Genomic DNA, 12612 nt, shown 5'->3' with positions numbered 1-12612 from the left:
GCGTTAATTTTTAAATATTACACATTTAGCCTTAGCGTTATTTAGATTTTGGTTATTTTCAAACCAAGCTTGGTGATGTTTCACAAAACCCGCTACGCCAACTGTGGTACCTTAGGCGCCCAAAAAACGTGTCAGGGCTGAGCTTTTACGCCAAAAGCGAGGGCAAGCCTGTAAATAGATAACTAGTCTTAAGACACAAAATGCCGCGGTAACTGGGGAGTTTCGCAAAAATGAAGAGCAAGAGTTTATTAGGCAACATTGGTGTGCAAGTGGTTATTGCCATGATGATTGGCGCACTGGTTGGTTTTACCATGGGTGAAAGTGCGAGCATCTTCGCCCCACTGGGCACCATCTTTATCCATTTAATTAAAATGCTAGTGATCCCACTGGTACTGGTGTCTATCATCAGCGGCGCCGCCAGCTTAGGCGATAGCCCCTCGGCGGGTAAGATTGGTGTCGGCACCTTCGGTTTCTTTATTGTCACCTCGGGGATTGCCGTGGCCTTGGCATTAGTCATGGGCAATATGTTTACCCCCGGCGCGGGTGTCGACTTTACCGCCCATAGCAGTAGCGGCCTGATGGAAGTAACTGCCGAGCATGGCGCACTGCCTGGGGTCATGGACACCTTTATTGGCATGATCCCAACCAATGTGTTCGAATCGCTGACTGGCGGGAATATCCTTCAAATTCTGGTGTTTAGTATATTTTTCGGGATCGCGCTTACCAAGGTCAAAGGCGATGGCGCTAAGCCCATCATGGCGGCGTTAAATACCGTCGTCGACGCCTTTGTGTGGATGATCAACTGTGTGATGGTGATTGCGCCCATTGGGGTATTTGGCTTGATGGCCGATTCCGTCGGCACCTTCGGTTTCGATGCCTTAGAAGTGGTGTTTAAGTTGTTTGCCGTGTTTGTGGCCGCGATTCTGATTTACGGTTTTGTGTTCTTCCCCTTAGTGGTACAGCTGTTTTCTAAGGTATCGGCACGCCAATTTATTTCGGCGATGAAAAAACCTCAGGTGATGGCACTGTCGACGGCTTCATCCATGGCAACGCTGCCGGTGAATATGGAAACCTGCGAAGAAGATCTTAAGGTTTCTAAGGCCACCACCGCCTTTGTGCTGCCTTTAGGCGCCACCATCAATATGAGCGGCAACGCGATTTATTATGGTTTAGTCGCCATGTTCTTCGCGCAAATGTACAACGTCGATCTGTCGATGACCGCCTATGCCGCGATTATCTTTACCTCAACCTTAGGCGCCATTGGCCAAGCGGGTGTGCCTGGTCCATCGTTTTTAGTGGTTGCTGTGCTACTGGCCGCCGGTATTCCCATTGACGGTTTACCATTGTTATTCGCCCTCGACCGGGTGTTTGACATGATCCGCACCGCGCTCAACATCACAGGTGATGCCGCCTGCGCCGTGATTATGGATAAGTACACCGCAGAGCCAAGCTCGAACTAACTGTGCGAATACATTGATATACCAAGGCTTGAATAGGCTTGCTTATTCAAGCCTTTTTTATGGTTTAAACTTCGAGATACCACATCTTATCCCACTGATTTTGTATCACTTAATGCAGATTAATGTGATCTTGGCGACGCCTTGGGCTAAGCTCAAACGGTGCCGCCTCGCAATTTGTATTTCTTTATCTGCCGAGCCACACGAGTACGGTGCCTTTCTGCGATAATGGCTTGGCTACCATCAGTCCAAAGGAGTGTTGCATTATGTCCGTTTTTGCCCCTGCAAGCCCTTTTGCCGACTTTATCTATCGTCATTTCCGTGCCATTCACGCCCTTAAACTCGGCCTCGCCCAGCTAATTGCCGTCACCATTAACGCCATTTGGTCGCCGCCGCATTTTATTTGGAGCATGGTGACCATAGTGATCATTATGATGAGTCTGCCGCAGGTGGGCGGCGCGATTGAAAAGTCCCTGCAACGGGCGGTAGGCACTTGTTTAGGGTCGGCTTATGGCGTGATGTTAGTGGCCACTATCGACAGTTATTGGCTGATTATGGGGCTGCTGATCTTAGGGGTGACGCTGATCTGTTTTATCTCGGCGGGGCGATACAGCTATGCCTATCTGGTGGCGGGATTCACCATTATTATCGTAGTGGGCGATGCGAACCACGACACCTCAGAGGCGCTCTGGCGCACGGCGAATATTCTGCTCGGTTGTGTTATCGCCATTCTGGTGTCGCTGTTTATCTTCCCGATTAAAGCCAAACAGGACTGGCGCAGCCAGCTTGCCAATGCCATCGACAATATGGCCAAAGTGCTGACCCAACACTTACAGGCCCCCGCCAACCATGATTTAGATTTTCGCGCCGAACTCGAAGCGGCGATGAAGGCGGTATTAACCCAGAAGAAATTGTTTTTCTCCCTCGAGTGGGAAAGCCAAACCCTGAAAAAACATAAAGTGCTGCTGGCAGAATTAGTTAATAAACAGGTGCGGCTGATCACTCTGCTCGAATTATTACCTTTGAGTCGTTGGCAGGAGGCCGACAAAGAGGCATATCACCAAATCAACAAAGTCGCCGCCGAGCTTACGGCTTATCTTCACAGGCTGAGTGAATTTGTTGCAGGCAAAACAGCCACATTGCCCACACTACCAAATGCATTAGAGCAAGAGTTGCAACACAGATTACAACTTAGCTTGGCCGCCCAGACGCCAAATTCGGCCCCTTTAGCCAATGAAGTTGCGCAGGGATTTGCCCTCACGGGATACGGCTGGCTTATCTATCAACTCGCCATCGCCGTCGAAGCGCTCTACGCCGATATCGAGATTATCGAAATCGCCTATAGCGGACAAACCGTGTTACATAAAACCGCCAAGCCTTCATAGGCTATTACCACGGGGAATGGCAGCGAAAATCACTCAGTCAGATCAAGATAAACCCTTGGCAACCCTTGCACTCGCAGGGGCTTAATGAAAAGATACCGCCCTAATAAAAATTCGATGTGTGGACTGTTTTCATGCGCTTGTTTTCCCCTTCCGTTATCGCCATTGCCTGCTTATCGGCGGGTTCACTATTCACCGCCCAATTAGCCGTTGCCGCGAATGCCGAAGTCGCGCAGCCTGAAGTGACTACTGGAGCTGCCAACGCTGAGGCCGCTAAAACTGACACGGTTGACACCAGTGCCGACAGCAGCGTTTTGCCCGCAACAGAAGCTGCTCCCGAAGCAGCAGTGACAGCGACACCGACTCGCGCCAACACCTTTGTGAATGATGCCATTCTACCGCCGAGCATCACGTGGCACGGTGCCAGTGAGTCGTTGTTACTCAGCGCCGATAACGAATGGGCGACGCCCTTCGAGCAAAGCAACGGCACCGAAAGCCCAAGCTATGACGACACCATCACTTGGCTCGACCGATTAGCGGCCGAAACCACCCAATTGCAGAAAGTCAGCCTAGGCAAGAGCCCTCAAGGGCGCGACATTTGGATGTATGTCGCCAGCAGTGAAGGCATTAACGAATCGGCACGACTAAAGCAAAACACTAAGCCGACGATTCTGGTGCAGGCCGGGATCCACGCGGGCGAAATCGACGGTAAAGACGCCGGCATGATGCTGCTACGGGATATAGTCAAAGGCGATAAAAGCGACCTGCTCGAAAAGGCTAACTTGCTGTTTGTGCCTATGTTTAGCGTCGATGCCCATGAGCGCAGCGGCGAATTTAACCGCGTAAATCAACGCGGTCCGGTCAATATGGGTTGGCGCACCAATGCCAATAACCTCAACCTGAACCGCGACTACGCCAAGGCCGATACCCTAGAAATGCAGCATATGCTGCGGGCGATTAATGTGTGGCAACCGGATCTGTATATCGATGTGCATGTCACCGACGGTATCGACTACCAATACGACATCACCTTCGGCTACAACCTCGCCCAAGGCTTGAGTCCTGCCAGTTTCCGCTGGCTCGAAAATAGCTACCGCCCAGCGGTAGAAGCTGCGCTAAGCGCCCAGGGCCATATCCCAGGTCCGCTGATTTTCGCCGTCGACAATACCGATATCACTAAAGGCATGTCACTGTGGAACCCTAGCCCACGCTTCTCTAATGGTTATGGTGATGCCCGCCATCTACCGACTATTTTGATTGAGAACCACAGCTTAAAACCCTTTAAGCAGCGCGTACTTGGCACTTATGTGATGCTAGAGCAAACCCTAAAAACCGTCGGCGACCAAGCGACCAAGTTAAAGAGTGCGATTCAAGAGGATAAATACCGCGCCTCGCCACTGATCACCTTAACGTGGAAATCGGCGCCACTGGCTAAAGGCTGGGATTTTAAAGGCATAGATTACAAGTTAGAGCAGAGTACGATTAGCGGCACCGAGGTTGTGCGTTGGACGGGCGAGCCTAAGCTGTACCCGAATTTACCCGTGATTGCCGAAACCGTGCCCGATATTAAAGTCACTCGCCCGAGTGCTTACTATATTCCCGCCCAGTGGACACAAGTGATCGACCGCTTAAATCTACACGGCATTCGGATGACGCGTTTAAGCAAGCCAACAGAGCTTAAATTGCAGCAATATAGCCTGAGCAATCCGGTGTTTAATACCAAGGCGTTCGAGGGTCGACTCACAGTGAAGGCCGACTCGACACTGGCGAAACTGACCACCACCTTGCCTGCGGGCACAGTGAAAATCAGCACAGATCAACCCTTAGGCGATCTGGCGATTTTACTGCTCGAGCCACAATCACCGGACTCGTTACTGCAATGGGGCTTCTTCAACCCTATCTTTACTCGTACTGAATACATTGAGGACTACGCCGTAGAGCCGCTGGCCGCCAAAATGCTGAAGGAAGATCCAAAGCTACAGGCCGCATTTAACAAAGCGCTGGAAAACCCAGAGTTTGCCGCCGATCCCGAGGCACGCTTACGCTGGTTCTATGAGCGCAGCCCTTACTACGATAATCAATATCTTAAATATCCGGTCTACCGTAGCCGTTAATCCCGCAGTTAAAAACGGCAAGGATTAAGCAGGCTTACGCACGCTAATGCTATACACCAAGGGCACATGCTGCCCTTGGTGTGTGAGCACATAACGGCCATCGGCTTGCGCCTCTAGCCCTGCGAAACAGTTATAGGGGCTAAACGCAAATTCGTGGAAGAACTCCAACACTAAGCCCGCCTGCAACAAGGCATTGATCACCTCAGACAAGCTATGCGACCAGCACATTAAGGTCTGCTGCTCATCACCGGCATTCTCGGTATAGGTCCCTTCCTGCTCTATATCTGGCTCACCGCGATTAAAATAGCTATACCCATCGAATAGCTGCTGCGCCGGATGAAATTCGGCCATATAAAACTGTCCGCCGGGCTTTAAACACGCCGCAATGGTCTGCGCCCAAAGCGTTAAATCCGGCAGCCATACAATGGCGCCATAGGAGGTAAAGACAATATCTTGCGGCTCAACCTTGCCCGCTACGCTGTAGACATCGCTACAGATAAACTCGGCGGACAACTGCGTCTGCTGCGCCAACTTGCACGCCTCAGCAATCGCCACCTCGGATAAATCGACCCCAATCACTTTTGCGCCCATTCGCGCCCACGACAGGGTATCTAAACCAAAGTGACATTGCAGATGCAGTAGGCTCTTACCCGCTACCGCAAGCTCATTTAATTCGATTTCCGTTAAGGAGGTGTTGCCATTCAAAAAGCCTTCAACATCATAAAAATCAGAGGTTAAGTGCACCCGAGTGCGGGCATCCCAAGCGATTTTATTGGTCGTTAAGTAATCCATATGAATCCTTTCTGATTATGCTGTTAGCCACGCGGGCTGAATGGACACACGCTAACCGAATAAGTGATTAATTTCACCACTCTTTGGGAAAAATCACTCATTCAGCGGACATGTCCGCCTGCGCCCAAGCGGACACATTTAATTTATCTGCATGATTATTAATACGTTTTAAAATTGGCATAGGATGTGCATTCACGAGAGATATCAAGCTTATCGCTAATAGCTCAGCACTCAGTCGCTCGTCGAGTGTCGATAACAAGGAAGAAGAAAATGTCACTACGCCCTTTTATATTCACCCTCGGATTTGTCGCCGTCTTTACCGTTGGCGTGTCACTCACTGGCTGCATTATCAATGTGAACGCCGCCGGCATGCCGGATTTAGACCACCAGCAACGTGAACTCAGCCTCGATGCTCAAGACCTGCAAGAACTCGTCGCTGAAACCGGTGCAGGCAGCCTTGAAATTATCGGTGTCGAAGGCCTAACCCAAATTAAGTTAGTGGCTGATATCTATAGCAATGACGATAGCAAAGTGATTCTCACCCTTGAGAAAAAGGCCAACAAAGCCCAGCTTAAGGCTGACTTTGAATCCCATAGCAGCTTTAGCAATTACTCACCCTATATCGACCTTAAGTTACAAGTGCCCGCTGGATTAGCGCTGGATATTGACGATGGTTCGGGTGCGATTTTGATCAACAAGATGACCGCGGATATCAAGGTCAAGGATGGCTCGGGCGAACTGGTTATCCATGGCGGCAATAATGTCAGCATCGACGATGGTTCTGGCGCGATTGAAGTCAGCCAAGTCAACGGTAATCTGGCGATTGTCGACGGCTCTGGCGGCATCCAAGTCAATGATATTAAAGGTAGCATCACCATCGATGACGGCTCTGGCGAAATCAACGTCGCCAATGTGCAAAACACAGTCACCATCAACGATGGCTCAGGCGATATCAATGTGGTGAACACTAAGGGCTTAACGATTCTCTCGGCAGGTTCAGGGGATGTGAGCTTCGATAAAATCGATGGCCCAGTAAGCAAACACTAAGCCCGTTAGATTAACAGCGTTACCGCTCGACCAACTTCCCGGCGTAGAGACTGATGTTGCAGTACCCAACCAAATGTCAGTCTTCTACCCACCCCTTTGCGTTACCGTTCCATGGACATTCTTATGCACTTTATGCCACTAACCCCTTGTAGTGGCATCTTTTTTTGTGTCTGAGACTTTCTCAGTCTCAATTCTGAACAGTAGGTTCGGTCATGATTTGAGGGGCTAATAGGCGGCATCATGGCTTCTGGCTATTGTATACCCTAATTGCCTGCCGCAGGCTTTCGCACTGTTACGCCAGTGACTCGCCGTGGATACGTCCTTGTAGGCTCTACTAAAACATCCATGTTTTAGAAGGTCACTGGCGCAACAATGCTGGGTTTGGTGCAACCATTGATAGTCGAGTAATACCTATCCTTACGTTTTCTCGGTGCTGACTGTTAATCCCACAAGAGTTTTGCCAGCTCGACCATTCCCGTAAGAATATTTAACAATGGGTGTCTCGATAAACTCTCGTCTTTCTGGAACCTAGCGCATGTTAGAATTTTAATCAGATAGGAAGTTACAACAGTGGGAAAATCTATTGATAACCGCAGCCTTATTTGCCGCTTAGAGCACAAAGTAAAGCTATCAAATTGGTGATTTTCTTAGACCTCAGTCGGCTGAGCAATTAGCATTTCCTGATAACTGCACAATCTACGGTCTGCTTTATAGAATACTATTTCGAAATCTTTACGGATTGGACCACTTTTGGGGAAAGTACCTTTGATTCGGTTTCTAACTTGAGCCCCTGCCGGATGTACAACAAAGTCAGCCACCTCTAGAAGAGACAAGCATACATCCTTGGTTGCATACATAACTTTTCTAGGAATAATCCCATTATCAGAGCTCATTTGATAAGCACTGAAATAGCTACGCGTTGCCTTCCCAATTCTTTGTGAATCTTCAATTACAAATACAACTTCAGACGGATTAGTTAGCGATGCAAATTCGCACACTTGATGCATCACAGACTGCACTAATAGGTGTAAGTTATCAGTGCCACTTCCGTTTTCAAAACTGATTGCAGACATAGTTGCAAATCTGAAGATGGGTGAATTCGTAAAAAAGGACTCTAGAGCAGATAATTGATCTTTTGAAGGATTCTTTAGCTCTGCAGCGTGAAGCGGTTTATTCCTCCCAGAGAAGTAACTGTCTTTGATCATTGACCATGGTTCTTCTATAAACCGGAAATAATCCCTAGCAAGTACAGCGCATCCACCCAATCCGAAAACCGGAAAATTCTTATCAGCATAATTCTCGCATCCAGTTTCATCGATACCAACAACAAGAGCTGTATCTGGAAGATGATAGCTCCCATTTTCGTGTTCGAAAGATAGCATTCCGATACTCTTAGTTCTGTGGTCTAAGGTCTTATATTTATGCATTACGCTGTTTGCAAAACATAACCCGCTTGTCGGGCTTAGCCGCTGCCACACTCATGTTAATTGGTATGAATGATGCTATCGGAATTTGCTTTTGTAGGATAGCTGTTTTCTATGCGGCTCAGATCGTATTCACTTGATATCGTTTTAGCTTTATAAGTTTAACAAGATACCGATTGTTAGATTTAACTCCCTGCATACACAGATGTCGACGAGATTAAGCACTGTCATGAAAGTGACCGTTGGCGGCATGGATGCCGCCGTCGAGCCTATAGGGATATATTCACGGCGTGTCACTGGAATTGCAGTGCTTAATCGTTCCCCGCCATCATACCTAACGCTATCAAAGCGAGCTTTTGACTGCGGCTTAACTTTTTAACTGCGATTTCACGCCTTAGCGCATCGCTGCGAGTGCCGACTGGTTCTTGATACATTAGGGTTAATGGCCCTTTGCCGCGCAGGTACTTTGCAGCTTTGGGACTGCTTGATTGATGTTCGTTAAAGCGGCGTGCGACATCTGTCGTGATGCCTGTGTATAAGTGGCCATTGGCGCAGCGGATAAGGTACAGATACCACATCGAGACTTGTTCTATCTCTGACGTCGCGCCTTGCTCCGAAGTAACAGCTTGCTCAGCACCTAACGCTTCTGGCTTGCTAGAAAGCTGAGCTTTGTTAACAACTTGAGTTTGGCTAGCCCCTTTTTGAGGGCTAGCCGAGGGAGTTGAATTAGCGGCTTCAATCACTAAATCAGTCACCCGTTGGCGCCTATTTAGTCATGCCGAGCAGGCTTAGGAAGAAGGCATATTCCTGCGCTGTGTCTTGATACTGGCGATAACGGCCACTCTTGCCACCGTGTCCTGCATCCATATTGACGTCGAATAACAACACCTTATCGTCCAGTTTGTACCATTTATTTTGCACTTCACGCAGTTTTGCTACCCATTTCGCTGGCTCGAAATACTGCACCTGTGAATCATGTAAACCTGTCGTCACCAACAGGTGTGGGTACTCATGGTCGGCAACATTGTCATAGGGTGAGTAGCTGAGCATATAGTCGAAATAGGTCTTCTCGTTTGGATTACCCCATTCATCGTACTCATTGGTGGTGAGCGGAATCGACTCATCGAGCATAGTCGTCACCACATCCACAAAGGGCACATGCGCCGCGATAGCAAAGTACTTTTCAGGCGCCATATTGGCAATCGCACCCATTAACAACCCGCCAGCACTGCCACCCGAAGCCACCACTTTATTTTTATCACCATAACCTTGCTCGGTTAAGGCGGTAGTGACATCAATAAAGTCATTAAAGGTATTCTTTTTATTCAGCAACTTGCCCGCATCGTACCAAGGGCGGCCGAGCATTTCGCTGCCACGCACATGGGCGATGGCATATACAAAGCCGCGGTCGAGCAGACTAATAACCGACGAAGAAAAGTCTGGCTCTACTGTGTAACCGTATGAACCATAACCATATTGATACAGAGGGTTGGTGCCGTCTTTCTTGAACTTATCCTTACGATACACCAAGGACACTGGCACCTTAGCACCATCGCGAGCGGTGACAAATAAACGTTCGGCGCGATATTGGCTGGCATCGAAGCCGCCGAGCACTTGTTCCTGCTTAAGCAAATCGCGTCTATCAGGATTGCTTAAGTGGTACTCATAAATCGCCTCGGGCGTGGTCAGGCTCGAGTAGAAAATCCGCAATTTGTCGCTATCTTGCTGGGCGTTAACATCTAAACCCAGCACATAAGCAGGTTCATCAAAACTCAGCTCAAAGGGCTTTTGACCATTGAATGGCATCACTTTAATGCGCGTTAGGCCATTCTCGCGGGTTTGAATCACCAAATAATCCTTCAATACCAGCTCGTCTTCGATACGCGCATTGGGATTATGGGCAACCACCTCCTGCCATTTGGATTTATCGGCGGCATCCTTAATCGCCACTTTCATCAAACGGAAGTTAGTCGCCTGCCAGTTGGTGAGAATGTAATAACTGTCGCCCAGCTTAGAGACGCTGTATTCATGGCCTTCTTCCCGCGCCAGCACAGGTTTGAATAGGCTTAGGGGATCGTTAGCATCCAGCACCGACACTTCGCTAGTGGTGGTGCTCTCATGGAACAGCACAATTTGCGACTCGTCTAAACTCTTGCCGAGGGAGATGTAGTAAGCATCATCTTGCTCCTCATACACCAACACGTCGCTCGATTGTGGCGTGCCGAGTTCGTGGCGATATACACGGTAACCCAGCAGGGTTTGCAGATCCTTAGCGATATAAAACACATGGCGATTATCATTGCCCCAAACGATACGTCCCTCTGTGTTTTCAAGCACATCGGTGATCATGGCGCCGGACTCAATATCTTTAAAATAGATGTGATACACGCGGCGGCTTAGCACATCTTCACCGAAGGCCAGCATGGTTTCATCTGGGCTGACGCTGACGCCACCTAAACCATAAAACTCATGGCCCTTGGCGCGCTCATTCACGTCCAGCATCATTTGCTCAATCCCGTCACTGCCTTTGCGAGCGATCAGCGGATATTCGCCGCCCTCTTGGTAGCGGCGGTAATAGCTGTGCTGGTGCCATTGGTACGGCACGCTCGACTCATCGGCCACTAAGCGCCCAGTAAGTTCGTTAAACAGCCCATCCTGCAATGACTTAAGCGGTTTAAAGTAGGCTTGGGTATAACGGTTTTCGGCATTCAGATGCGCCAAAACCTTAGGATCTTGGCGTTTATCGTCGCGCATCCAGTAGTAATCGTCGGTACGTGTGACCCCGTGCAAGGTCATCACATGGGGGATTTTTTCCGCAACGGGCGCAGAGACTTGCCCTTTTGGAGTGGAGCAACCGGGTAATAGCATAGCGAGACCTAAAGTAAGCAGCAGAGTGCGCATGTATACGTCCTTGTGACGTTCAAACACCATCGTGGGGCACGACGGCAAGCCAATAAGTTGATGTGTCGGATATGATATACCCAAGCTAGCGCTTGTTGCGAGTTTCCTAAAGATGATGCTGGTTTAAGCTTGGCGGCCAGTTGTGCGCTTGCGCAAACATTGCCCAATTTATGGCGCGATTTTATTGCCATTCCAACTAAATAGGCGCAACATAACCGCGTTTTTAGGCCAAGGCCTAACAACAATTCTCAGGGCGGGGTGAAACTCCCCACCGGCGGTAAATAGTGTCGTGAGCCGTTTTCACTCCCACTAAAGCCCGCGAGCGCCCGAACGCAATTTCGGGGTCAGCAGATCTGGTGACTTAGCTTGTCTCGTTATGGTTAACGCCTATCGAGCGCTACTATTCCAGAGCCGACGGTAATGGACTGTTTGCCATCATAGCAACGGTACTGAGTCCGGATGGAAGAGAATGTAAGACAACATTAGGATACGGGCGCTTCGTTTCAGCCAATGATCGAAAGCTACCGCCATCTGAATGTTAGCCTCATATTTTGCAATTAGCCGACGTAAGCCATTGAGCTTAAATGGGTCTATTGCTACAGCTCAATCCCTTTTGGGTAAAGGCTGTATTTCTGCACGCCCTGATTCTGGAAATTCCCATGTCGTATTTTTGAAGGATATTAACCATGAATCAGTCTTTACTTGCTCCTTTTGGTACTGCTATCGAACGCGTTGAAGCGGGTCTTGAAGCCCTGCGCCAAGGCCAAGGTGTGTTGGTCGTCGACGACGAAGATAGAGAAAACGAAGGCGACTTAATTTTTGCCGCCGAGTCACTCACCAATGCGCAAATGGCCATGTTGATCCGCGAATGCAGCGGTATCGTATGTTTGTGTTTACCGGATGAAAAGGTCAAAGCCCTTGAGCTGCCACCTATGGTAGAAAACAACTCGAGCCAATATGGCACTGCCTTTACCGTGAGTATCGAAGCTAAAGTGGGTGTCACCACTGGGGTTTCGGCAGCGGATCGTGTCACTACCATTAAAACCGCTATCGCCGATAATGCTAAGCCAAACGATTTAGCGCGCCCAGGCCATGTGTATCCACTGCGCGCCCAACCCGGCGGCGTATTAACTCGCCGTGGCCATACCGAAGGCACTATCGATTTAATGCAACTGGCCGGACTCAAGCCTGCGGGCGTGTTATGTGAAGTCACCAATCCCGATGGCACTATGGCGCGTCTGCCAGAAATTATCGCCTTCGGTGCCGAGCACAATATGCCTGTGCTGACGATTGAGGATATCGTGGTTTACCGTAAGTCATTATTAGCCAATGTTGGCTAATTAATCCCCAAAGCGGGATGCCATTTAAAGGACGTCGGCTCTGCCCACGTCCTTTTTTATTGACCAAACATCATGCTAAAAAGCGGGAGAATTTGTATCAAATTAAGCTCAATATCACAGACAAACAAAAGATTCGTTTGCTAGGAGAGTAAATA

9 protein-coding genes and 1 riboswitch are annotated in these 12612 nt (G+C 49.1%); of the genes, 5 read left to right on the top strand and 4 right to left on the bottom strand.

Annotation, left to right across the window (positions count from 1 at the left end):
• Positions 1–230 precede the first annotated feature (230 nt).
• The 3 genes from K0H59_RS00675 to K0H59_RS00665 all read left to right on the top strand — a co-directional run bounded on the left by K0H59_RS00675 (position 231) and on the right by K0H59_RS00665 (position 4953).
• Complete coding sequence (locus K0H59_RS00675) at positions 231–1460, top strand: dicarboxylate/amino acid:cation symporter (protein WP_220054374.1); 1230 nt, start codon at positions 231–233, stop codon at positions 1458–1460.
• Between the two features lie 263 nt (positions 1461–1723).
• Positions 1724–2842, top strand: a complete 1119-nt coding sequence (locus tag K0H59_RS00670; RefSeq protein ID WP_220054373.1) for an FUSC family protein — start codon at positions 1724–1726, stop codon at positions 2840–2842.
• Positions 2843–2973: 131 nt separating this feature from the next.
• Positions 2974–4953, top strand: a complete 1980-nt coding sequence (locus K0H59_RS00665) for a M14 family metallopeptidase (protein WP_220054372.1) — start codon at positions 2974–2976, stop codon at positions 4951–4953.
• Positions 4954–4977: 24 nt separating this feature from the next.
• Here K0H59_RS00665 and K0H59_RS00660 read toward each other — a convergent pair whose 3' ends face one another.
• Positions 4978–5745, bottom strand: coding sequence for a bifunctional 2-polyprenyl-6-hydroxyphenol methylase/3-demethylubiquinol 3-O-methyltransferase UbiG (locus tag K0H59_RS00660; protein WP_088213073.1), 768 nt, complete (start codon positions 5743–5745; stop codon positions 4978–4980).
• Positions 5746–6015: 270 nt separating this feature from the next.
• Between K0H59_RS00660 and K0H59_RS00655 the strand changes: the two genes are divergently transcribed.
• Complete coding sequence (locus tag K0H59_RS00655) at positions 6016–6792, top strand: DUF4097 domain-containing protein (RefSeq protein ID WP_220054371.1); 777 nt, start codon at positions 6016–6018, stop codon at positions 6790–6792.
• 647 nt (positions 6793–7439) lie between these two features.
• Here the strand turns inward: K0H59_RS00655 and K0H59_RS00650 are convergent.
• From K0H59_RS00650 to K0H59_RS00640, 3 genes are all read right to left on the bottom strand, one after another.
• Complete coding sequence (locus K0H59_RS00650; RefSeq protein WP_220054370.1) at positions 7440–8174, bottom strand: DUF3800 domain-containing protein; 735 nt, start codon at positions 8172–8174, stop codon at positions 7440–7442.
• 353 nt (positions 8175–8527) lie between these two features.
• Entirely contained in the window at positions 8528–8971 is a 444-nt protein-coding gene (locus tag K0H59_RS21175; protein WP_258405874.1) for a GIY-YIG nuclease family protein, read from the bottom strand.
• 10 nt (positions 8972–8981) lie between these two features.
• Positions 8982–11117: a S9 family peptidase gene (locus tag K0H59_RS00640; protein ID WP_220054369.1), complete on the bottom strand. Its 2136-nt coding sequence runs from the start codon at positions 11115–11117 to the stop codon at positions 8982–8984.
• A gap of 240 nt (positions 11118–11357) precedes the next feature.
• Positions 11358–11592: riboswitch (FMN riboswitch) on the top strand.
• Between the two features lie 211 nt (positions 11593–11803).
• Between K0H59_RS00640 and ribB the strand changes: the two genes are divergently transcribed.
• On the top strand, positions 11804–12457 hold the full coding sequence (ribB, locus tag K0H59_RS00635; protein ID WP_220054368.1) for a 3,4-dihydroxy-2-butanone-4-phosphate synthase: 654 nt from the start codon (positions 11804–11806) through the stop codon (positions 12455–12457).
• The last annotated feature ends 155 nt before the right edge of the window (positions 12458–12612 follow it).

The organism is Shewanella sp. FJAT-51649, from assembly GCF_019457435.1.
Lineage (GTDB): Bacteria > Pseudomonadota > Gammaproteobacteria > Enterobacterales > Shewanellaceae > Shewanella > Shewanella mangrovisoli.
This window is presented reverse-complemented; position numbering and strand designations above follow the sequence as displayed.

Excerpts from the sequence above, each read along its gene's own strand:
- K0H59_RS00650 (WP_220054370.1), bottom strand. The coding sequence starts at position 8,174 with ATGCTATCTTTCGAACACGAAAATGGGAGCTATCATCTTCCAGATACA.
- K0H59_RS00675 (WP_220054374.1), top strand. The coding sequence starts at position 231 with ATGAAGAGCAAGAGTTTATTAGGCAACATTGGTGTGCAAGTGGTTATT.
- ribB (WP_220054368.1), top strand. The coding sequence starts at position 11,804 with ATGAATCAGTCTTTACTTGCTCCTTTTGGTACTGCTATCGAACGCGTT.
- K0H59_RS00640 (WP_220054369.1), bottom strand. The coding sequence starts at position 11,117 with ATGCGCACTCTGCTGCTTACTTTAGGTCTCGCTATGCTATTACCCGGT.
- K0H59_RS00655 (WP_220054371.1), top strand. The coding sequence starts at position 6,016 with ATGTCACTACGCCCTTTTATATTCACCCTCGGATTTGTCGCCGTCTTT.
- K0H59_RS00665 (WP_220054372.1), top strand. The coding sequence starts at position 2,974 with ATGCGCTTGTTTTCCCCTTCCGTTATCGCCATTGCCTGCTTATCGGCG.
- K0H59_RS00660 (WP_088213073.1), bottom strand. The coding sequence starts at position 5,745 with ATGGATTACTTAACGACCAATAAAATCGCTTGGGATGCCCGCACTCGG.
- K0H59_RS00670 (WP_220054373.1), top strand. The coding sequence starts at position 1,724 with ATGTCCGTTTTTGCCCCTGCAAGCCCTTTTGCCGACTTTATCTATCGT.